The sequence below is a fragment of the Hahella sp. CR1 genome (assembly GCF_029813005.1).
Lineage (GTDB): Bacteria > Pseudomonadota > Gammaproteobacteria > Pseudomonadales > Oleiphilaceae > Hahella.
Map to the genome: position 1 here is coordinate 12,977 of NZ_JAPELK010000015.1, position 20,780 is coordinate 33,756.

Annotated in this window: 20 protein-coding genes; 10 read left to right on the forward strand and 10 right to left on the reverse strand. The window is 55.4% G+C overall.

Annotation, left to right across the window (positions count from 1 at the left end; all coding sequences use genetic code 11):
• Positions 1–108 precede the first annotated feature (108 nt).
• On the forward strand, positions 109–600 hold the full coding sequence (locus ONV78_RS26835; protein ID WP_279507581.1) for a DUF2244 domain-containing protein: 492 nt from the start codon (positions 109–111) through the stop codon (positions 598–600).
• 46 nt (positions 601–646) lie between these two features.
• Here the strand turns inward: ONV78_RS26835 and ONV78_RS26840 are convergent, their stop codons facing one another.
• The 4 genes from ONV78_RS26840 to gpmI all read right to left on the reverse strand — a co-directional run bounded on the left by ONV78_RS26840 (position 647) and on the right by gpmI (position 5,842).
• A complete protein-coding gene (locus ONV78_RS26840; protein WP_279507582.1) occupies positions 647–1,504 on the reverse strand; it encodes a divergent polysaccharide deacetylase family protein in 858 nt (285 codons plus the stop codon).
• 59 nt (positions 1,505–1,563) lie between these two features.
• Positions 1,564–2,916 (reverse strand): S41 family peptidase, encoded by a 1,353-nt coding sequence (locus ONV78_RS26845; protein WP_279507583.1) that lies wholly within the window; start codon positions 2,914–2,916, stop codon positions 1,564–1,566.
• Between the two features lie 22 nt (positions 2,917–2,938).
• Positions 2,939–4,057: a peptidoglycan DD-metalloendopeptidase family protein gene (locus ONV78_RS26850; RefSeq protein ID WP_241566869.1), complete on the reverse strand. Its 1,119-nt coding sequence runs from the start codon at positions 4,055–4,057 to the stop codon at positions 2,939–2,941.
• Between the two features lie 240 nt (positions 4,058–4,297).
• Positions 4,298–5,842: a 2,3-bisphosphoglycerate-independent phosphoglycerate mutase gene (gene gpmI, locus ONV78_RS26855; RefSeq protein ID WP_279507584.1), complete on the reverse strand. Its 1,545-nt coding sequence runs from the start codon at positions 5,840–5,842 to the stop codon at positions 4,298–4,300.
• Between the two features lie 443 nt (positions 5,843–6,285).
• On the opposite strand from gpmI, the gene ONV78_RS26860 reads away from it, so the two are divergent.
• The 4 genes from ONV78_RS26860 to ONV78_RS26875 all read left to right on the forward strand — a co-directional run bounded on the left by ONV78_RS26860 (position 6,286) and on the right by ONV78_RS26875 (position 8,315).
• On the forward strand, positions 6,286–6,702 hold the full coding sequence (locus tag ONV78_RS26860; RefSeq protein WP_279507586.1) for a rhodanese-like domain-containing protein: 417 nt from the start codon (positions 6,286–6,288) through the stop codon (positions 6,700–6,702).
• Between the two features lie 43 nt (positions 6,703–6,745).
• Positions 6,746–7,021, forward strand: coding sequence for a glutaredoxin 3 (grxC, locus tag ONV78_RS26865; protein WP_127973106.1), 276 nt, complete (start codon positions 6,746–6,748; stop codon positions 7,019–7,021).
• Positions 7,022–7,170: 149 nt separating this feature from the next.
• On the forward strand, positions 7,171–7,650 hold the full coding sequence (secB, locus tag ONV78_RS26870; RefSeq protein ID WP_011395294.1) for a protein-export chaperone SecB: 480 nt from the start codon (positions 7,171–7,173) through the stop codon (positions 7,648–7,650).
• A 245-nt stretch (positions 7,651–7,895) separates the two neighbouring features.
• On the forward strand, positions 7,896–8,315 hold the full coding sequence (locus ONV78_RS26875; RefSeq protein WP_127973105.1) for an organic hydroperoxide resistance protein: 420 nt from the start codon (positions 7,896–7,898) through the stop codon (positions 8,313–8,315).
• Between the two features lie 77 nt (positions 8,316–8,392).
• Here the strand turns inward: ONV78_RS26875 and trmL are convergent, their stop codons facing one another.
• A complete protein-coding gene (trmL, locus tag ONV78_RS26880) occupies positions 8,393–8,857 on the reverse strand; it encodes a tRNA (uridine(34)/cytosine(34)/5-carboxymethylaminomethyluridine(34)-2'-O)-methyltransferase TrmL (RefSeq protein WP_279507589.1) in 465 nt (154 codons plus the stop codon).
• Positions 8,858–9,400: 543 nt separating this feature from the next.
• Here trmL and proV point away from each other — a divergent pair.
• From proV to proX, 3 genes are all read left to right on the forward strand, one after another.
• Positions 9,401–10,612 carry a glycine betaine/L-proline ABC transporter ATP-binding protein ProV gene (gene proV, locus ONV78_RS26885; RefSeq protein ID WP_216738601.1) on the forward strand — a complete coding sequence of 404 codons (1,212 nt, stop codon included), beginning with the start codon at positions 9,401–9,403 and terminating at the stop codon, positions 10,610–10,612.
• Between the two features lie 27 nt (positions 10,613–10,639).
• Entirely contained in the window at positions 10,640–11,749 is a 1,110-nt protein-coding gene (proW, locus tag ONV78_RS26890) for a glycine betaine/L-proline ABC transporter permease ProW (RefSeq protein ID WP_279507591.1), read from the forward strand.
• A 102-nt stretch (positions 11,750–11,851) separates the two neighbouring features.
• A complete protein-coding gene (gene proX, locus ONV78_RS26895; RefSeq protein ID WP_279507593.1) occupies positions 11,852–12,856 on the forward strand; it encodes a glycine betaine/L-proline ABC transporter substrate-binding protein ProX in 1,005 nt (334 codons plus the stop codon).
• 254 nt (positions 12,857–13,110) lie between these two features.
• Here the strand turns inward: proX and ONV78_RS26900 are convergent, their stop codons facing one another.
• Both ONV78_RS26900 and ONV78_RS26905 read right to left on the reverse strand, forming a co-directional pair.
• Positions 13,111–14,289: an acetyl-CoA C-acetyltransferase gene (locus tag ONV78_RS26900; RefSeq protein ID WP_279507595.1), complete on the reverse strand. Its 1,179-nt coding sequence runs from the start codon at positions 14,287–14,289 to the stop codon at positions 13,111–13,113.
• A gap of 156 nt (positions 14,290–14,445) precedes the next feature.
• Positions 14,446–15,714: a multifunctional CCA addition/repair protein gene (locus tag ONV78_RS26905; protein ID WP_279507597.1), complete on the reverse strand. Its 1,269-nt coding sequence runs from the start codon at positions 15,712–15,714 to the stop codon at positions 14,446–14,448.
• A 291-nt stretch (positions 15,715–16,005) separates the two neighbouring features.
• Between ONV78_RS26905 and ONV78_RS26910 the strand changes: the two genes are divergently transcribed.
• Together ONV78_RS26910 and ONV78_RS26915 are read left to right on the forward strand one after the other, a co-directional pair.
• Positions 16,006–16,584 (forward strand): LPP20 family lipoprotein, encoded by a 579-nt coding sequence (locus tag ONV78_RS26910; protein WP_127973098.1) that lies wholly within the window; start codon positions 16,006–16,008, stop codon positions 16,582–16,584.
• A 16-nt stretch (positions 16,585–16,600) separates the two neighbouring features.
• On the forward strand, positions 16,601–17,830 hold the full coding sequence (locus tag ONV78_RS26915; protein WP_279507599.1) for a flagellar assembly protein FlgT: 1,230 nt from the start codon (positions 16,601–16,603) through the stop codon (positions 17,828–17,830).
• Between the two features lie 71 nt (positions 17,831–17,901).
• On the opposite strand, the gene hmpA is transcribed toward ONV78_RS26915, so the two are convergent.
• The 3 genes from hmpA to ONV78_RS26930 all read right to left on the reverse strand — a co-directional run bounded on the left by hmpA (position 17,902) and on the right by ONV78_RS26930 (position 20,728).
• Entirely contained in the window at positions 17,902–19,107 is a 1,206-nt protein-coding gene (gene hmpA, locus ONV78_RS26920; protein WP_279507601.1) for an NO-inducible flavohemoprotein, read from the reverse strand.
• 174 nt (positions 19,108–19,281) lie between these two features.
• Positions 19,282–20,469, reverse strand: coding sequence for an NnrS family protein (locus tag ONV78_RS26925; RefSeq protein WP_279507602.1), 1,188 nt, complete (start codon positions 20,467–20,469; stop codon positions 19,282–19,284).
• A gap of 10 nt (positions 20,470–20,479) precedes the next feature.
• On the reverse strand, positions 20,480–20,728 hold the full coding sequence (locus tag ONV78_RS26930; protein ID WP_279507603.1) for a hypothetical protein: 249 nt from the start codon (positions 20,726–20,728) through the stop codon (positions 20,480–20,482).
• Between the last annotated feature and the right edge of the window lie 52 nt (positions 20,729–20,780).

Sequence of the window (20,780 nt, forward strand, 5' to 3'; positions counted from 1 at the left end):
TGTCGCGCTTTGAATAGCGGGTATATACTTTTTTAGGAACAGCTCCTGGCTTGTTGAAGTTGATGTGTGAACAGGCCCTGCTTCGGCATTTCCTGAACAGGTTTGTATATGCTCGACGTCGTCCCCGGAGAAAATGCCGCTTGCGCCCGGCTGATCCTGCAACCCAATAACTCCGCTGGCTGGAAAGGCAACCGCGTCTTCCTCTTTGCTGTCGGCGGCGTCGCCTTGACTATATCCATCGCTTTTTCTTTCTTTGGCGCACTGCCTGTGCTGGCGTTCTGCGGTCTGGAACTCGCGCTTTTGGCGGGTATGCTGCGGGCGGTCAGTAAACGTTGCGCCTCGCAGGAAGTGATCCTTATCACTCCTCTGGAAGTCTGCATTGAAAAAGGCATGGCGCAGCCGGAACGCACCTGGACATTTCCCCGTTGGTACACGCGCATCGTGCTGGTGGAAGGCGGCCGCAATGGGCATCTCTGTGTGGTGTTCGTCTGTAAAGGCGAGGAAGTGGAAGTGGGCGCCTGGCTGGCGGACGGCGATAGAAAAGCTCTGATCGCCACCTTGCGTTCATTGGTGGCGCATTATCAGCATCTATATCACTGAAATAGATATCCGGCCTTAAGCGAACACTATCAACCAGCAAACTGATTCAGTTGACGCTTTTCTTGGGTTCGCTGTCGTGATGGCGTTCCGCCAGAATCGTCGGGGGCGTGGTCTGGAACATGTCCTGGGCGTTATTGCGAATCGCCCATAAACCTTTAATAGTGGCGATGGCGACGCCTTGCTCTCCCAGTGAGGGAAGCACTTTTTCCAGATATTCGATGGTTTCTTTGTGAGGATGGCCGATTGCGATGGCCGTGCCTTTTTTGCGGGCGATGTCCAGCAGGCGTTTGAACTGAAAGTCGATGGCCTTGGTGCTGATGACATGGTCCAGGAAAACATCCCGGTCCAGAGTAGGGATCGAATGACTGACGGCAACGGAGTGCGCGATGGAGGACGCCGTGGTGCGACTGTCGACAAAGTACAGAGGATAGCCCTGCAGCTCTCCCATCACCAGATTCATGGCGGCGCGGTTTTGCGTCAGGGCGCTGCCCATATGGTTATTGACGCCGCTCACGTATGGAATCGCCTTGATCGCCTGCCGGAACGTCACCACCATATCCTGATTGCTCATGTCGCTGGTCAGCCCGCTGGCTCCGAGGGGAATCCGCTTCACGTTCTCCATGGGAATGTGCAGCATGATTTCCTTGCCGGCGGCGTAAGCCAGCCTGGCTTGAGAAATGGTATGAGGACGGAAGGGTAGAAATGACAGCGTCAGCGGAGCAGGAATGCGTATGGCGCGCTCCCCCATGTGCTGATAGTTGCCCATATCGTCGATGATGATGGCGATGGTGGGCGGATGATCTTCCAGAGGGGCTGAACGCATGATCGCAGGCGTCACCGCCGCTTGGGGCGGCGTGGCGTCAGCGGCTTCCTCCGCTTTCGCCGCGGAATGCGTCAAGAGCAAGAGAAGGCCGGCCCTGACGCCGGCGCGGAGTAGGTTGATTAGCGAAGACCTCAAACAGTTCAGCCTTTCGCGGACGCCTTCATGATAGTGAGGCCTTTCAGCAGATTTAGCGCTTCACGCAACTGGAAGTCCTTGGCGATGATTTCCTGTACGCTGCTATCCCGCTTGGCGGTTTTGCCGTCGTTTTCGCCATTCTCGTTGACCAAGTGACCGGACAGGTCCGCCTCTTTGAAGAACGGTTGTGATTCTTCTTCAGTGATCTGGGCGCGCTGCACCTGAATATCCGGCACGATGCCAAGGGCCTGAATCGAGCGGCCGCTGGGGGTGTAGTAACGCGCAGTGGTCAACTTGAGGCCGTATTCTTCGTCCAGCGGCAACACGGTCTGAACGCTGCCTTTACCAAAACTTTCCGTGCCCAGGATGATAGCGCGGTGGTGGTCCTGTAAGGCCCCTGCGACAATTTCCGAGGCGGACGCGGAACCGCCGTTGATCAGCACGACCATCGGCGCGCCGGCGATCTCATCGCCAGGGGTAGCCGTAAAGCGCAGCTTGGAGCTTTTAATGCGGCCATCGGTGTAAACAATCAGGCCTTCATCCAGCAGAGAGTCTGCTACGTCGACCGCCGCCTGCAGAACGCCGCCGGGGTTGTTGCGCAGATCCAGAATCACGCCTTTCAGACCTTGCGGCGAAGCTTCTTTCAGTTTGTTGATCGCTTTAGTGAAATCAGAGCCGGTTTGCGCCTGGAACTGAGTGATGCGGATGTAGCCGTATCCCTTATCCAGGTTCATGGTTTTCACGCTGGCGACGCGAATGACGTCGCGCAACACTTCCAGCTCAACGGGGCTGTTTTCGCCTTTTTTCACCAAGGTCAGTTTGATCGGGGTGCCGGGCTTGCCGCGCATCATATTGACGGCGTCTTCCAGCGTCATGCCTTTAACAGTTTTGTTGTCGAGTTTGATAATCAGGTCGCCGGCGCCGATGCCCGCCTTCTGCGCGGGGGTATCGTCGATAGGGGTGATGACTTTGATGAAGCCATCTTCCAGTCCGACTTCAATGCCGAGGCCGCCGAACTCGCCGGAAGTGGATTCCTGCAGGTCTTCAAAAGCGCTGGGCTCCAGGTAGGCGGAGTGGGGATCAAGTCCGGACAACATGCCGCGAATGGCGTTATTCAACAGGGTGGTGTCGTCGACGTCTTCCACATAGGCGCGTTTGATGCGGTCAAACACTTCCGCAAATTTGCGCAGATCGTCCAGAGGCAGATTGCCGCGTTCGGCAGTGGCCGCGTCTGTTACGCTGACGTCGTCGATGGGAGTCTCGGGTTCCTGCAGGGGCTCGTCAGCCCAACCATGTGGGGCAACGGTGAGAGAGAGAATGATTCCGGATAGCGCATTTCGAGTAAATTTTGACAACATATTAAATTCCCTGCATTCACCTTTATTTCTTGAACCATCGGAGAGGGTCGTCAGGCTTGCCGTTATGCCTTATTTCAAAGTATAGCCCGGTTTCGGACTGGCCTCCGCTGCTGCCGGCGCTGGCGACGGTCTCGCCGCTGCGAACCCAATCGCCGGTATCCTTGAGTAAAGCTTGATTGTAGCCATACAGGCTCATATAGCCATCGCCGTGATCAATGATCATCAACAGGCCGAAGCCCCGCAGCCAATCCGCAAACACGACGCGTCCGTGATGCACGGCGGAAACAGGGGTGTTCAGTGGGGTTTGGAAAAATACCCCGGACGGTCTGAAACCACCGCCGGATTGTCCTTGAAGCTGCTGCAATGCGCCCTTCGTAGGTTTGGGTAATTTAGCACGGAGTTTGGAGAAAGGCACAGAGTCTTGGGTTAACTCTAAGTTAGATATGGCCTTTTCCACTTCCTTGACCAGCGTTTCCAGTTGCTTCTGGTTTTTCTGCATGCGGGTCAATTCGTTCTGCTTGTAATTAAGGCTGGAGTTGAGCTTGGCCAGCGTCGTTTCCCGCTCTTTGCGTTTGGACTCAAGCGTTTCTTTGCTGAGTGCCAGCGCATTGCGGGATTCCAACAACGCTTGGTTGCGCTTGAGAATTTCCGCGCGGGTCTGCTTCAGTTCCTCGATAGTCTGGCGATATTTTTCGATATGCTCGCCACGGGCCACATTCAGGTAATCGTAATAGGCCAGCATTCTTTGCAGGGTGGTGGGGTCTTCCGCGTTGAGCAGCAATTTGACGCCTTGCTCGCGGCCCATGCCATAAGCGGCTTGAATCTGTCTTGCGAGCAGGCCTTTCTGTTGGGAAAGGGAGGCCAGATGCTCTTTCTCCTTGTCCTCCAGCTCATCGACCTGCTTTTCAGTGTCGTTGATAGAGGTTTGGAGTTTGTTGATTTCCCGGACCTTATCCTGGATTTTTTCCTCGGTGGCGCGCAGCTCTTTTTCAAGATCGCTTTGCTCACCCTGGGCGTCATGAATCCAGTCTTTTAATTTGCTGATATCGCGCTTGAGTTCCTTCAGCTTCTTTTCATGGTCGCCCTGGTCCTGCCAGCCGCTGTCAGCCCTGACATTCTCGGCGGCCGCGGGCGCAAGCATCAGAACTGCGATAACGTAGAGGACGATACGGCTAAGCTGCATGCGATCGGTATGAAAATTCTTTTATTAATAATTATGTACGCCTCTGTAAGGGGAGGCTCCGGGATTTGGCCCCGGCAAGTATAGAGGAGTTTCGGTCTGCGGCGCAAAACCCGGTGGTAAGGTAAAGAGAGGTCAGCGGTCTAAAGAAAAAGAGGGAGAGCCGTTCAACGGTTCTCCCTCTCTGGATTATTTCGACAATCAGTTCGGAACGATCAGGGATTCCCCGGTCATTTCCTGCGGTTTTTCCAGCTGCATCAGATCCAGCAGGGAGGGCGCGATATCGCACAGTCTGCCATCTTTTTTCAGGGAAATGTCTTTTGGTCCGATGTAGATCAGCGGCACTGGGCCAGTGGTGTGTTGCGTATGCGGCTGGCCGTTTTCGTCCACCATCTGCTCCGCGTTGCCGTGGTCGGCGGTAATCAGGCATTGGCCGCCAACTTCATCCAGGGCTTCGGCGATGCGCTTCAGACACTGGTCGATACATTCCGCCGCTTTCATCGCTGCGTCGTAGACGCCGGAATGGCCAACCATATCGCCGTTAGCGTAGTTGCAAACGATCAAATCGAATTTGCCTGACTTAATCGCTTCCACCAGTTTGTCGGTAACTTCCGGCGCGCTCATCTCCGGTTTCAGGTCGTAGGTCGCCACATCGGGAGACGGAATCAAGATACGCTCTTCGCCTTCGAACATGGCTTCTTTGCCGCCGCTGAAGAAGAAAGTGACGTGGGCGTATTTTTCCGTTTCCGCAATGCGCAATTGAGTTTTATGCAGGTTGGCCATGTACTCGCCGATGCTGTTGGTCAGCTCCGTGGCGGGGTAGGCGCAAGCGGTGTGAATGGTGGCGGCGTATTCCGTCAGCATGACAAAGTCCGCCAGCTTGGGCAGCTTGCTGCGTGCGAAGCCATCGAAATCCTGCTCGACAAAGCAGCGGGTCAGCTCGCGGGCGCGGTCGGCGCGGAAGTTCATGAAGATGACGGCGTCGCCATCATTGATAACCGCGTCGTTATCGCCGCTTCCTTTTATAAGGGTGGCTTTTACGAATTCGTCGTCTTCGCCCCGCTCATAGGCGGCGGACAACGCCTGCACTGCGCTTTCTGCGTGATAAGGCGCTTCGCCCAGGGTCAGCAGGTCGTAAGCGGACTGCACACGATCCCAGCGGTTGTCACGGTCCATGGCGTAGTAGCGTCCGATAATGGAGGCGACTCGGCCGCAGCCCAGTTCTTTCAGCAGTTTATCGGTGCGCTCCAGCGAAGGCTGCGCGCTGCGGGGCGGCGTATCGCGGCCGTCCAGAAACGCGTGCACGAAGACTTTGTCCGCGCCGCGCTCTTTGGCGACTTTGCAGGCCGCCAAAATGTGATCTTCATGGCTGTGCACGCCACCGGGAGAGAGCAGACCAAGCAGATGGATCGCTTTGCCTTTGCTGACCGCTTTATCAATGGCGGAGCTGATGACGGGATTCTGAGCGAACACGCCATCTTCGATGTCTTTGGTGATACGGGTGAAATTCTGATAAACAATACGTCCGGCGCCGAGGTTCATGTGGCCAACTTCAGAGTTGCCCATCTGACCGTCAGGAAGACCCACGGCCATGCCGGAAGTGTGTATCAGTACATGTGGGTTTTGGCTGGATATCTGGTCCCAGAATGGGGTGTTGGCGTTGGCGATAGCGTTCGAATCTTTGCCTTCGCGATATCCCCAACCGTCTAAAATGAGTAAAGCTGTAGGTTTGCGTTTTGCAGTCATTTTCTGTCCGCCATTAGTAATTTTACGAGTATTCTACTTGTAATTAGCGCCCATGTCTTGAAAGCCGTCAATCGGAGAAACGGCTGAATCCGTTGTCCGCCTAGACGGCACCTAGCTTCAGCTCGGGCGCGGGGTTGGGATTTTCGTTAGGTCCAGCATACTGTGTTTCGCATGGATAGTTTAAATTTAAAACTGCTTTGCAGTTGATAGTTATTGTTTATTCGTGAGTTGTCGTTGGGAATCGGCCACACGGCCGGGGCTTTGTCTTCTGAAACCTATGGCGGCTGTGTATAATGCCCGGGCTTTTCAGGCGGAGACAGGCGCCGATTGCGAACAGATTTTAAGTCATCGACATCGCCGACGCGCGATGTGGGGGCTGTGACATCGAAGCGGAGCAGGGCGGCGACGCTTCCCCAGAAGATTACTAAAGAAAAGGCGGAGTTATGGAGAAGTATCTTTTATTTGCTCTCGATCACTGGATTTTAAGCTCATTATTCGTCGGTTTGGCCGTTGCTCTGCTTCTTACTGAGCGCTTGCGCGGTGGTAAATCTCTGTCTCCGCAGCAAGTGGTCAGACTGATGAATAATGATGAAGCCGTCATTGTGGATGTACGTGAGAAGAAGGATCTGGCGGAAGGCGTGATTAAAGGCTCCATTCATATGCCCGTCACCAGTCTGAAAGAACGCGCCGGCGAACTGAAGAAGCACGAAGGCAAGACCATCGTCATCGCCGACAAGATGGGGCAGCATTCCGGCATGGCGGTCAGAGCGCTCGCGGCGGCTGGCGTTAAAGGCGTTCAGCGTCTGTCAGGCGGCATTGTCGAATGGCGTAATGCAAATTTGCCATTGTCAAAAAAATAAAAGCCCATATGTAATAGAAGTGACGTTTTAAGCGGTATCCTTTATGGCCCAGTTCAAGCCCGTGACCATTTACACCACGGAATTCTGCCCGTATTGTATCCGGGCTAAGCGTCTCCTGGAGGCCAAAGGGGCGTCTTTCGAAGAAATTAAAGTTGATTTCAATGCCGCCCTGAGGCAGGAAATGATGCAGAAAAGCGGTCGCCGCACGGTGCCGCAGATTTGGATCGGTGAGGAACATGTGGGGGGCTGCGACGAACTCTACGGTCTGGAGCGCGCCGGCATGCTGGATGCGCTGCTGCAATCGGGAGCGTCGGACTAATCAGTCTCCCCTTCCTGAATAATTGAAAAATAACGACAAGTGTCGGCTTCTATGGCTACTGCGTTTGCGGACGCACGCCGACGCGAGTTAACCAAGGGGGGTTCGCTGCTGCGAGCCGCAAACCAATATAAAGAGATCAAGGTAGAGTCATGTCTGAGAATGCAGAAGCTCCCAAGCAGCCAGTATTCGCGCTGCAACGTATTTATCTGAAAGACCTTTCTTTCGAATCGCCAAACTCTCCGGCGGTATTCCAGTCTGAGTGGAAGCCCCAGGTCAATATGGACCTGAACACCGAGAACAAAAAAGTCAGCGACAACCAGTGGGAAGTCGTTTTGACCCTGACCATCACCGCCAAACTGGCTGATAAGACTGCGTTCGTTATCGAAGTGCAGCAAGCCGGCGTATTCATGATCGACGGTTTGAGCCCGCAGCAACTGGCGCAAACTCTGGGCGCTTTCTGCCCGAACATCCTGTTCCCGTACGCTCGTGAAACCATCGACATGTTGGCGGTTAAAGGCAGCTTCCCAGCATTGATGCTGCAACCTGTCAACTTCGACGCTATCTATGCGGAAGCCGTGAAGCGTCAACAGGCGCAGCAAGCCGCTCCTGCGGAAGAAGCCAAGCACTAAGCTGAGCGTTTCCTTTTATAAGAAGCCGGTTATCCGGCTTTTTTTTCGTCTTTTATTTGGGTATCCAGTCCTGAAATAGGCGCCAACTCTATTCAGGACGGGGCTGTGTTTCAGGGATAGTGAATCGCTATGGTTCTGATAGGAAATTAAACTTATCGCGATAACTGTTGTTACGATAATATTTCCTTGTTCCTGGATGATCCGGTTAACCCCAAAATTATCAGAGCACGAAAAAGGAAACCCCAATGAACGTACTATATAAAGCAGCAGTTACTTCCACTGGCGGCCGTGATGGTCATGCGAAATCTTCCGACGGCGTACTGGATGTGCGATTGACGACGCCTAAAGAGTTGGGCGGCGCAGGCGGAGAAGCAACGAACCCGGAACAACTGTTCGCAGCGGGCTATTCCGCATGTTTTATCGGCGCGTTGAAGTTTGTGGCGAGTCAGCAAAAAGCCGCGCTTCCTGCGGACGTGAATGTTCGCGCTGAGGTGGGAATAGGGCAGATTCCTGGCGGTTTTGGTCTGGACATCGACCTGTTCATTGAACTGCCCGGTTTGGAGCTGGAAGCAGCGCAAGCGCTGGTCGATAAGGCTCACCAAGTTTGCCCATACTCCAATGCGACAAGAGGCAATGTGGACGTGCGTCTGCATGTCGCGAACTAAATCAGAATGGGCGCCGCTATGCTCTCAGCAGCGATGCGGCGCCAGGGATAAAGCCTCCTTGGGAGGCTTTTCTGCGTTTAAAGTCCGCCCTCGAATCCCAACTGACGCCAGGCTTCATAGGATACCAGCGCGACGGTGTTGGACAGATTGAGGCTGCGACTGTCTTGTCGCATGGGAACGCGTAAGCAGGACTCGGGACCCAGATCGTCCAGCATCTGCTGCGGCAGGCCGCGAGTCTCCGGCCCGAATACCAAGGCGTCCCCGGCGGAGAAGGACACTTCGTGATAGTAGGATTTGCCGCGAGTGGATAGCGCGTAAACCTTATTGGGACGCACGTCATCCAGAAACTGTTGAAAATCCCCATGTCGTTTTACTGGCGCGTACTCATGGTAGTCCAGGCCGGCGCGTTGCAATCTCTTGTCGTCCCAGGTGAATCCAAGGGGCTCGATAAGATGCAGGGCGAATCCGCAGTTGGCGCAGAGTCTTATGATGTTGCCGGTGTTGGGCGGGATTTCCGGTTGGAATAAAACAATATTCAGCACGTTCAGGCTCTTTTTGATTAGGCGTTCCGGAAGCGTCCGGGCGTTTGAGTAATGCGTTTATCTCGTCGTGGCGGGCTGGGCGCGCCGAAAGGCGTCTATTTTTTCTCTTACTGGGTCTTTCTGCAATCATTTGAAGATCGAATCTGCGTATTCTTCTGCTAATGCCTCTCTCCTTGCTTTAAGTAGTTTGTATTAATAATTTTAGTTGTATAACTACTTTCTCTGCGTAATGTAATGTTTCTTTGCCTGATAGACGTATTTCTGATCAATCCTATCGCAAAAACTACTTAAATTTATCTCGTAATCGTCTGTATTTTATGCTGTCTGTAGGCTTTTTGTTTCTGTTTGCCAAACGTGTCTAATTGGTGCGGATTGGTTAAATGCTTAAATATTAGTTAGAATTGAAAGCTGTTTTTTAATTGAGTCTAACTATAATGCGTAGCCGCACCCCCATTGGAGGCGTTTCTGCAAATGCCGCCAAGCCCTTGTCGCAGAAGGCGTCCGGGATGGCGCGGCGGCATAGACAAGCAACAGAAGCCACTGATGAAAAATAAGTTAGTTGTTAAGAATTTGTACAAGATATTCGGCGCTGAACCGGACGCTGCGCTGAAACTCCTTAACCAGGGCGTAGATAAGTCGGAGATATTTTCCCGAACCGGGCAGACGGTAGGAGTCTGCAACGCCAACTTCGAAGTCAGGGAAGGCGAAATTTTTGTTGTGATGGGGTTGTCCGGCTCCGGTAAATCAACGCTGGTGCGTTTGCTTAATCGATTGATTGAGCCTTCTTCCGGCAATATTCTGGTGGACGATGAAGACATTATCGCCATGAATGACGAGGCGCTTCTCAATGTCCGCCGCACCAAAATGAGCATGGTGTTTCAGTCCTTCGCGCTCATGCCTCATCTCAATGTTGTGCAGAACACCGCTTTTGGCCTTGAGCTATCCAGCGTTCCTTTGGCTGAACGGGAGTCCCGAGCCATGGAAGCGCTGGAAAAAGTCGGCTTGAGCGCCTACGCCAACAGCTATCCTGACGAGTTGTCCGGAGGCATGCAGCAACGGGTCGGCCTGGCCCGCGCTCTCGCCAACGACCCTCATATCCTGCTGATGGATGAAGCATTTTCCGCATTGGACCCGCTGATTCGGACGGAAATGCAGGACCAGTTGCTGCAACTGCAGGAAAATGACAAACGCACCATCATATTCATCTCTCATGACCTTGACGAAGCCATGCGTATTGGCGACCGCATCGCCATTATGGAAGGCGGACGCGTGGTGCAAGTGGGCACGCCGGAGGAAATCCTCAATAACCCGGCGGATGACTATGTGAAATCCTTCTTCCGCGGCGTGGATGTCACCTCCGTGTTGAGCGCTGGCGATATCGCCCGTAAAACTCAGGTTACTCTGATCGAAAGAGAAGGGATGGGAGTACGTTCAGCGCTGCAGCGCTTGAAAGAACATGACCGGGATTTTGGTTATGTGGTCGGTCCGGACCGGAAGTTTCACGGCGTGGTGTCCGTGGATTCACTGCGCGCCAGCAGCCAGGCGGAGGCGCAGAAAATTACCAGCGCCTACTTGTCCGAAGTGGAGCCGGTGACGTCGAATGTTTCATTGGGCGATTTGATTGGCGCGGTTGCGCAGGCGCCTTGCGCACTCCCTGTGGTGGACACCGATGGCCGCTACGCCGGCGTCATTAATAAAGCCACGCTGCTTGAAGCGTTGGATCGCAGCAATGCAAACGGTCATAGCCGGGCATAAGCCGGAAATAGTTATTTAGAGGTATTCATGGCTGACGATAAACAAGCTTCCAATCCCTGGTCCACTCCGGCGGAAGATGCGCCGGAACCTTCCGCCAATCCATGGGGCGCTTCGGCGGGCGATGGCGCGACGGCGAATGAACCGGCCCCAGATACGGCGGCGGGATGGCTGGACACGCCGGCGGATGCGCCGCAACAAGATACCCCATTTGATATTTTCGATCCTTTTCAGGATGCGTTGATTCCTCTCGACAGCTGGGTCGAGCAGGGGCTCGACTGGGTGGTCAACCATTTTCGTCCGGTCTTTCAGGCCGTTCGCTGGCCTATCGACATTACTCTCAGTTCTATTGAAGCGGGGTTGCAGGCAATCCCGGCCACATTTGTGATTCTGTTTTTCGCGCTCTTGGCGTGGCAGTTATCCGGTCGTAAATTGGCGATCGGGTCATTGATCAGTTTGACGCTGGTGGGGCTGATAGGCGCCTGGAATGAGGCGATGGTGACCCTGGCGTTAGTACTCACTTCCGTTCTGTTCTGCTTGCTTATAGGCTTGCCCACGGGCATCTGGCTGGCGCGCAGCGAGCGCGCCGCCTCTGCAGTGAGGCCATTGCTCGACGCCATGCAGACCACCCCTGCGTTCGTCTATCTGGTGCCCATCGTTATGCTATTTGGCATTGGTAATGTGCCGGGCGTAGCGGTGACGATTATTTTCGCCTTGCCGCCGTTAATTCGTTTGACCAGCCTTGGTATTCGACAAGTGCCGGAGGATCTGGTGGAAGCGGCGCGCTCTTTTGGCGCCAGTCCACGGCAGCTTCTGTTCAAGGTGCAACTGCCATTGGCGACCCCGACGATTATGGCGGGAGTCAATCAGACGCTGATGCTGGCGCTGTCCATGGTGGTTATCGCGTCCATGATCGCGGTAGGCGGTCTGGGACAAATGGTATTACGCGGAATCGGCCGGCTCGATATGGGGCTGGCGACGGTCGGCGGCGTTGGCATTGTTCTGCTCGCCATCATGCTGGACCGTATGACACAGGCATTGGGTCGAGACGCCCGTAGTCGTCCGACCCGTCACTGGTATGACGCCGGCCCGGTTGGGCTGGTGCGTCGCTGGATGGGGAAAACCGTAGAGGCCTCCTGACGTCGCAACCTATATCGGGCGGCGCCTATTGACTGGCGTCGCCTTGATTCATCCCTCGATAAATAAGTCATCGAAATTACTGATAACAAACAGGAGAAATTGATGAGCTTGAAGAGTATTAAGAGCTGTTTCGCTGCGCTGGTTATGGGCGCGGTTTCATTCACAGCGCATGCGGAGAGCATGCCGGGCAAGGGCGTAGAGGTGCAGCCTCTGAAAAGCTCCATTGCGGAAGAGACGTTTCAGACCTTGTTGGTCATGAAAGCCCTGGAAAAACTGGGCTATGACGTCAAACCTATTAAAGAAGTGGAATACGCGACCGGCCATGTCGCACTGGCCAACGGCGACGGTACATTTATGGCGGACCACTGGGACCCGCTGCACGTGGATTTCTTCACTAAAGCCGGCGGCGACGAAAAGCTGTACCGTGAAGGCGTCTATTCCTCTGGCGCGTTGCAGGGTTATCTGATCGACAAGGCCACGGCGGACAAATACGGCATCAAGAACATCAAGCAGCTGCAAGATCCAAAGCTCGCCAAGTTGTTTGACGCAGATGGCGACGGCAAGGCGGATCTGGCTGGCTGTAACCCTGGATGGGGCTGCGAAAAGGTCATCGAGCATCACCTGGACGCATACGGCCTGCGTAAAACCGTCGCCCATAATCAAGGCAGCTATTCCGCCATCATTGCGGACACCATTGCTCGCTACAAGCAGGGGCAGCCGGTGTTGTACTACACTTGGACGCCATACTGGGTCAGCGGCGTGATGGTTCCCGGTAAAGACGTAGTCTGGTTGCAAGTGCCGTTCTCTTCTCTGCCAGGAGAGCGCAAAGACATCGACACCAGCCTGCCAGATGGCAGCAACTATGGCTTCCAGGCGAACAATCAGCGCATCGTCGCCAACCTGGAGTTCGCTAAGAGCAATCCTGCGGCGGCCAAGCTGTTCTCCATTATGAAAATCAGCGCCAACGATATCAGTGCGCAAAACCTGCGTATGCGCGATGGTGAAGACAGCGCTGCGGAAATCGAGCGTCATGCGGATGGTTGGATCAAGGCTAATCAGAAGAAGTTTGACGGCTGGTTGGAGCAGGCTCGCGCTGCGGCCAAGTAAGTTCTGAACCGGCGTCTGTGGTCAGACGGAGAAGCTGCGTAGTCATGCGGGCTTCTCGACCACAGGCTTTATTTTTCTTCTCTTTTCTCTTTTCTCTTTCTTTTATTCCGCACTTATTCCGCTCATAAGCTGGCGAGCGCGCTTGCCGTTTGTCCCTATTTAGCAGTGTCTATATTGGATGTCTTGGCCGTAAAGGCTGAGGTGAAACCTCCCCTATGAAAGAGGAGGTTTATAGTGAGTGCGAGATGAGATGATTATCTCTCTACCGCCAGCGCTACGCCCATGCCGCCGCCGATACAAAGCGTCGCCAGGCCTTTCTTGGCGTCACGTTTGATCATTTCGTGCAGCAGGGTGACCAGAATGCGGCAGCCGGATGCGCCAATGGGATGGCCCAGGGCGATGGCGCCGCCGTTAACGTTCACCTTGGCGGTGTCCCATTCCATATCGCGATTCACTGCAATGGCCTGGGCGGCGAAGGCTTCGTTGGCTTCGACCAGATCCAGATCGTCCACACTCCAGCCGGCTTTATTCAAGCAGCGACGGGTGGCGGTGACCGGGCCGACGCCCATGATGCTGGGATCAACCCCCGCGTTAGCGTAAGCGGCGATAGTGGCGATAGGCGTCAGGCCAAGCTCTTTGGCTTTTTCTTCACTGCACAGCATGACGGCCGCGGCGCCGTCGTTCAGGGAAGAGGCGTTGCCTGCCGTAACGCTTCCGTCTTTTTTGAAGGCGGCTCTCAATTTGCCCAGTGACTCTGCGGTGGTTCCATGTCTTGGATTTTCATCTTTGTCGACGACAATAGCGTCGCCTTTGCGTTGCGGTACGCTGATGGCGCAGATTTCCTCTTTGAAGCGATCTGTTTTCTGCGCAGCTTCCGCTTTCTGCTGCGACTGCGCGGCAAAAACGTCTTGCTCTTCGCGGGCGATGCCGTATTTCTCGACGATGTTTTCTGCGGTGACGCCCATGTGGTAGTCGTTGAAGGCGTCCCACAGACCGTCTTTGATCATGGAGTCTTCCAGCGTCCAGTTACCCATGCGCTGGCCGTCACGGGATTTTGGCAGCACATGCGGCGCCTGACTCATATTTTCCTGTCCGCCGGCGATCACGATATCGGCGTCGCCGAGCATGATGGATTGAGCCGCCAGATGTATGGCTTTCAAACCTGAGCCGCAGACCTTATTGATCGTCATGGCGGGGGTGGAATTGGGCAGGCCGGCATTAATGGAAGCCTGACGTGCGGGGTTTTGACCGCAGCCTGCGGTAAGCACCTGGCCGAGCAGCACTTCATCGACTTTAGCGGGATCGACGCCGGTTTGCTCCAGTAACTTTTTAATCACCGCCGATCCCAGTTGGTCGGCGCTGAGCGTGGCGAGAGAACCGCCGAATGCGCCCACTGGGGTGCGGGTGGCGGCGACAATGACGACCTTCTTCATATGAAATCTCCTTTCAATCCGTCAGTGTGTGAACTGATGCTTTGTCATCCTCAAGGCGTTGACGTTTCCGGGCCTGGAGGATGAGCATACTTATTGATGTTGTTTTTTATAATAACGCTTTGGTCGAAGATGCAGGCAATCGTCCGCCGGCTTGAGTCAGGTCAAGCTGTCGTCTTCGTCGTCATCCTCGTAGGTCTCTGGCGCATAGTCGCGCTTGAAGCGTTTAACCGCGCTGATGCGGCGACGCTGAATTTCCTCTCCCAGCCTGGCGCCGGTATAACCCTGGGCCACCAGCTCCTGCGGCTGGATCTGCTGACACGCCTCCAGGACGCCGCGCAGATAGTCCGCCTGAGGATAAGGCTTTTGCTCCCATCCTGTACGGCCGCGGGCGTCCGCCTCGCAGGCGAGCAAGAACAGTTCGAAACGATCCGGCCGGCGCCAGGCGTCGCAGGATTGCAGCAGCTTCACCAAGGTGTTGGCGCGCAACTCCAGAGCGCGATGGCAATGGGTGTGGTACTGGCAGGCCATCAGCGGCAGTTCTTTGAACAGCTTGGGCGCTTTGACCCGCTCCGTCAGCGCTTTTACCAAATCGACCCCGGCCGCTTCATGGTTATGATGTTTGGGCCATGCTTCCTGTGGCGTGACGCCTTTGCCCAGATCATGAATCAAGGCGGCGAAACGCACTTCTTCCCGTTCGCTCAACAGGCAGGCTTGCTCCAACGCCATCAGGCTGTGCAGACCGGTATCCACTTCCGGGTGGTATTGCGGGGCTTGCGGCACGCCGAACAAGGCGTTTAATTCGGGGAAAATATCCTGCAACGCGTGGGCGTCTTTCAGCACCTGAAAGTAAACCTGGGGCTGCTTTTGTCCCAGGGCGCGCACGGTTTCCTGCCATACACGCTCCGCAGTCAGCGCTTTCAGTTCTCCTGACGCCTGAATGTCCTGCATGAGTTGCAGGGTTTCAGGCGCGACAGTGAAGCCGAGATCGGCGTAACGGGAGGCGAAACGGGCGACCCGCAACACGCGCAGTGGGTCTTCGGTAAAGGCGGGAGAAACGTGGCGCAGAATGCGCGCTTCGAGATCCCGGCGTCCGTTGAAGGGGTCCACCAGATTGCCGTCGTCGTCCATGGCTATGGCGTTGATCGTCAGATCGCGACGCAACAGATCTTCTTCCAGAGAAATATCCGGGGAAAAGTCGCAGATAAAGCCTGTGTAGCCTTTGCCGCTTTTACGTTCCGTGCGGGCGAGGGCGTGTTCTTCTTTGCTTTCGGGGTGTAGAAACACAGGAAAGTCCGCGCCGACCTGCTGATACCCCTGTTCCAGCATCTGCTCAGGGGTAGAGCCGACCATGACCCAGTCGCGGTCTTTGACAGGCAGGCCGAGTAAGGCGTCACGTACGGCTCCGCCCACTAAATATCGTTGCATAGGGTTTCGAATAGGTAATGGTTGAAAGGGTAGGTTACTTGGAATGACCAGGGGTCACAAGGTCGTTAGACCGGTGAGGCAAGATCGTTCCGCTATAGGGGCGCATGAGATCACCCAGGGGCGCAGAAGAAGTCACCATGAGCTTGTCTAATAGTTTGATTGTTAATGCAATTTTATTTCTTTCTCCTCTCCCCAGACCGTCTTGGCACGAACTTTTCTATAAGACTCTATACAACGCGGGCGTCATCGGACGTCGCCGCAGGAATTGTATTGGTACTGAGGGCTTCCAGCGTGAGTAAGCAGATTCAAGCAGTTGTATTGGCGGCGCTCGCCAGCCTGTTGTCGGCCTGTGGGCTGTATGGTCAGAAACAAGAGCCCATTGACGATAACATCGGCAAAGACCCCATCGTGGTGAGAGTGTCAGGGTACGCCACCTACGAGGACCCCCGCCACGCCACATCCCAGCGTCACCGCCTGCTGGCGATGCGCGCTTCGAAGCTGGACGCCTATCGCGCTCTGGCGGAACGCATCTACGGAACGGTGATCTATGGCTCTTCCACGGTGGAAGCGCTGGTGATGCAGAATGACGGCTTCAAAACCATGGTAGACAGCGTGATTCGCGGCGCCAGGGTGATGAGCGTGTCGGAATTGCAGGGCGGTGGTTTTGAGACGGTTCTGGAGGTGGTGCTGGAGGCAAGATTTCGCCGCTGCCTGACTAACGTCAACTACTTCCGCTATACCGAAGAATGCCGCATGCCGTTGCCCCATAGCGACCCGGACTTGCGCGCCAGTATGGACTCTCCGGCGGGCGCAGCGGGGAGCAGCACCGGAACCGGTCTGTACTTTCTGGATGGCGATGTGAAGAAGTGAAACCCGGGGGCCTATCATGACGCGGTTATTCAACCAAAGACTGTCGATGCTGTCGTTGTCCGGCGTGCTCGGGCTGCTGCTCACTTTAGGCGCTGGAGCGGCGCATGCAGAGTGGGTGCGAGTCACGGGGCGGGCGTTGATATACGGGGGCGATTACCAACAGGCGCGCAAGACAGCGCAGGAAGACGCTTTGCGGCAGGCGGCGCTGATGTTTGGGGCGGAGGTCTCCAGCACGGATCAGATGGAGTTGGGGCGTTTAACCCAATCCAGCGTGAGCGTGAGCAGCCGCGCTAAAGCCAAGCGAGTCGTTCCGGTTAGTGAAGAGGTGGAAGACGACACATTAGTGCTAACCGTAGATGCGGATATGTACGAGCAGCCGTTGTGTGATGGCGCCTCCGTGAATGCCTATCGGCGCAAGCTGGCGCTGTTGTCTTTCTCTCTGCAAGACCCACGACAAGCGTCAGTCGGCGGCTTGTATGGCGTGGAGCGGGATATTCCCAGTTACCTCAATCAGCTTTTGCAGTCTTCTCCGCGACTGGCGGTGCATGAAGCCAGTCAGTTGCATCTGTACGATGAACTCGCTAATGCGCCGACCCATGAGACGGAGCAGCGCACGTTGACCAAAGCGGTGTCGGCGTCACGGGATCTTGGCGTGCAGTTTGTGGTGTCCGGGGTGGTCAGGAACATTACTCTGCGCGACCCGGAAGGGCTGAAACGCTCTGTTCTCAACAATACGCTGCGTTTCGTGGGTTTGAAGGATACCTACCGGGTATTTGATGTGGAGATGTTTATCCACGATGGTTTCAGCGGAGCCATTCTGTTTCAGAAGCGCTATCGCACCGGCGCCGATTGGGAGGCGCGAGCGGATGAGCACTACGGTCTGCTGTCCGCCGGGTTTAACGAAATGGAATATGGCCGGGCGGTGAAACGGGCGCTCATGAGCATGGCGGGCGACATTGAAGAGAATGTGTCTTGCCAGCCGTTTATGACTCGCATCTCGCGGGTGGAAGGGCGTCAGATCATGTTTGAGGCGGGCGCCAATGCAGGCATCCGTCCAGGGGATACTTTCCAGGTCTATCGTTCACGGCAGTTGTTTGACGCAACCCGGTTCCAGGGAACCGAGCTGCGCGATGTCAAACTGGCCTTGCAGGTGGATCAGGTGCAGCCTGAGTTTTCCATTGGCCGTCTGAATATTGACCCCACCCGTTTGAACATTCAGATGGATGATGTCCTGATCCGCTGGTGATCTGTGCTTGTTTGCCTGTTACTGGTTTACCTATTAATGGTTTACCTATTAATGGTTTACCTATTCCTGGCTTACAGATCGCTATGCGGACCAAATACCTCATAGTGGATGCGTTCCGCATCCACGCCGCATGACAGTAACTGCTTTTTCGCCATGGCCATGAATGGCGTGGGGCCACACAGATAGAAGCGCGCCTGCGCCAATGGAAGCGTTGCCGCAACACTGGGAATATCCATCAGACCCTGCGCCTGATAGTCGTGATCCAGTTGATCCTCGCTGCGGGGCTCGCGATACCAGACATGCGCGGACAAGTTTTTCTTCATGCTCAACAAGTCGCCCAGGCGATGTTTGAAGCTGTGCTGTGCGCCGTTTTCGCAGGCGTGCAGATAGTGAATCGGCGCATCGTCGTCTGCAGCGCTCAAACGCTCCAGCATGGACATCATAGGCGTCAGGCCGACGCCGGCGGAAATCAGGACGGTGGGGCGGCTACGCTCCTCATGTAATACAAAGTCGCCTGCCGGGGCCATGAGTTCCAGCGCGTCTCCCTCTTGAACATGATCATGCAGATGGTTGGACACCAGGCCGGGCTGCTCTCCGGACTCCCGTTTTACGGATATGCGATATGTGGCGCCGTTAGGCGCTGCCGACAGAGAATACTGACGAATCTGCGCATAACCCTCAGTGGTGGGTTTGACCTTGACGCCGATGTACTGACCCGGTTGAAAGTCGATGACGGGGCCGCCATCCTTGGGCGCCAACACAAAACTGGTCACCAGCTCGGATTCCTTTTGTTTTGACTGCACGATAAACGTCCGGGTTCCTTTCCAGCCCCCTTGGGCGCTGGCGCGCGTCTGATATAGCTCGCCTTCCTTCGCAATAAAAATGCTGGCGAGAAACTGATAGGCCTTGGTCCAGGCGTCTCTGATTTCTGGAGTGAATGCGTCGCCAAGCAGTTCCTGCAGCGTTTCCAGCAGGTGATGGCCGACGATGTCGTACTGCGCGGGTTGGATATTGAAGCTCGTGTGCTTGTGAGCGATGCGCTCGACGGCGCTTTGCAGCGCTTCCGGCGTTTCAATGTGCTTGGCGTACGCGGCGATGGCGTTGAACAGGGCGACCTGTTGCCCGCCTGAATGTTGGTGGCTGCTGTTGAAAATATTCAGCAGCTCGGGATTGTGGCTGAACAATCTGCGGTAAAAATGCTCAGTGATCGCCACGCCCCCGCTTTCCAATACCGGGATGGTGGCTTTGATGGTTGCGATAGTGTTGGAATCTAACACTCTAACTCCTTCTTGGATGGTAAATAGCGTTATGGATGTAGTGTTGCGTCATGAGTCATGACGCGTTCAGTGGTGTAACTAAGCGCGCTACAGAAAACCGCGGCGCGCTTAGGTGAAAATCAGGCCAATCAATACGTCTCATGTTTGTCCACAGTGGGCGGCGGACAGTGGCGTTCAACCGGGTTTTCCATCTGTGCGCGGGGCATTGAGAATGCCGGCGTAATGAATGACAAACAGTAAATAAGCCAGCGCCCAAAGCGCTGCGGAAATGCGCCAGGCGGCGGGAGCCGACATAAGCAGCGGTAGCCCTGCGCGCACCACAGCCGCCGCCAGGATCAACGCAAACGCCCAGGACATCAGTGCTGGCGGCTGTAAAGGTCGGCCGGTGTGTCCCAATGAGACTCGGGACATCATCGCCAGAATCATGCCGCCGATGGCGCCGACGGTCACCAGATGCAGGGCGTCCGCGAAGTGCGCCCCTTGTGACAACAGACTCAGGCCCATGCATGCCTGCCCGAGAGCCAGGGTCAGATAAGAGAGATGCAGCGACCACAGCAGCGGCGCGCCGAATGTTTTCAGGCTGCGCCAGTGCGCGATCCGCAAGAGCTGCAGCGCGCCTGTCGCCAGCAACAGCACTGCGACGGTCGGCGTCAGTGAAGGGAGAAAGCGTTCGCTGAAAAAAGCCAGCGCCGTCAGAGGCGTCAGCAGCGCCAGGGCTTTTTCCAGCCAGCCGGGTGTTGTGATGGCGTCAACGCCCAGTCCCCGTTGTGTGAAAAATGGAATGACCCGGCCACCTAAAAGGGTGATCAAGACACCCATCATCAGGACGCCGGTATTAAGGAGATGCAGAGCCAGTCCCGCATCACTGGCGGCGATGGAAGCGATGTCCAGTGTCGCCATCAATATCAAAACCGGCGCGATGATCAGATTGCGGTGATTGCCTGAGCGAACCAGTAAGTTGATGAACGCCAGCGCCGACAGGGCCCACCACAATATCTCCGCGACAATCGCCAGGCGTAGCGCGTCGTCGCCGAGAAAGAAGGCGACGCGGGCTGTCAGCCAGAGCAGAACCAATGTCGCCAGCGCTTTGTTTTTCACGCTGGGCAAGCCGGTCCAGGTCTGCACCGCCGTCAGTAGAAAGCCCACGACTATCGCTCCGCCGAACCCAAACAGCATTTCATGGCCGTGCCAGACAACCGGCGACATGGCAGTGAGCCAGGGCGCTGATCCATTCAGCAGCAATATCCAGTAGGCGATGGCGACAATGGAGAACAGTGCGCCAAACAGAAAAAAGGGGCGGAACGCCAAACCCAGTAATGGCAGGGTTGTGCGCGGGTTGCGGTCGCTGGCGATTGAGGTCATGAGATTTTAATCAGCCTCTATTCAAAGCGATGCGGCGATTGCCGATCAGACGTAAAACATAGCCCAGTTTCAGAGCGCCGGCTGACACCACCATGGTGATATGGGCGGCGACTTGTTGTCCGATGCTGAAGTTGTCCGCGTAGGGGTAGCAAATCAGCGCGGTGGCGACGATAACGAAAATGGACGTCACCAGCGTTCTGTCGCCAATCTTCATCAGTCTGGCGGCGAAACCGTCGAGGGTTGCGTTGGCCTGATTCATAGCATTCCTCCTCAAGATGCGTATTAACCGGAAATGTTGATTCTGTATTTGC

Coding starts and splice junctions, on each gene's coding strand:
- ONV78_RS26930 (WP_279507603.1), bottom strand. CDS start 20,728: ATGAATCAGGCCAACGCAACCCTCGACGGTTTCGCCGCCAGACTGATG.
- ONV78_RS26835 (WP_279507581.1), top strand. CDS start 109: ATGCTCGACGTCGTCCCCGGAGAAAATGCCGCTTGCGCCCGGCTGATC.
- ONV78_RS26875 (WP_127973105.1), top strand. CDS start 7,896: ATGAACGTACTATATAAAGCAGCAGTTACTTCCACTGGCGGCCGTGAT.
- ONV78_RS26860 (WP_279507586.1), top strand. CDS start 6,286: ATGGAGAAGTATCTTTTATTTGCTCTCGATCACTGGATTTTAAGCTCA.
- proV (WP_216738601.1), top strand. CDS start 9,401: ATGAAAAATAAGTTAGTTGTTAAGAATTTGTACAAGATATTCGGCGCT.
- ONV78_RS26900 (WP_279507595.1), bottom strand. CDS start 14,289: ATGAAGAAGGTCGTCATTGTCGCCGCCACCCGCACCCCAGTGGGCGCA.
- grxC (WP_127973106.1), top strand. CDS start 6,746: ATGGCCCAGTTCAAGCCCGTGACCATTTACACCACGGAATTCTGCCCG.
- proX (WP_279507593.1), top strand. CDS start 11,852: ATGAGCTTGAAGAGTATTAAGAGCTGTTTCGCTGCGCTGGTTATGGGC.
- secB (WP_011395294.1), top strand. CDS start 7,171: ATGTCTGAGAATGCAGAAGCTCCCAAGCAGCCAGTATTCGCGCTGCAA.
- ONV78_RS26845 (WP_279507583.1), bottom strand. CDS start 2,916: ATGTTGTCAAAATTTACTCGAAATGCGCTATCCGGAATCATTCTCTCT.
- ONV78_RS26925 (WP_279507602.1), bottom strand. CDS start 20,469: ATGACCTCAATCGCCAGCGACCGCAACCCGCGCACAACCCTGCCATTA.
- gpmI (WP_279507584.1), bottom strand. CDS start 5,842: ATGACTGCAAAACGCAAACCTACAGCTTTACTCATTTTAGACGGTTGG.
- ONV78_RS26905 (WP_279507597.1), bottom strand. CDS start 15,714: ATGCAACGATATTTAGTGGGCGGAGCCGTACGTGACGCCTTACTCGGC.
- ONV78_RS26850 (WP_241566869.1), bottom strand. CDS start 4,057: ATGCTTGCGCCCGCGGCCGCCGAGAATGTCAGGGCTGACAGCGGCTGG.
- proW (WP_279507591.1), top strand. CDS start 10,640: ATGGCTGACGATAAACAAGCTTCCAATCCCTGGTCCACTCCGGCGGAA.
- ONV78_RS26915 (WP_279507599.1), top strand. CDS start 16,601: ATGACGCGGTTATTCAACCAAAGACTGTCGATGCTGTCGTTGTCCGGC.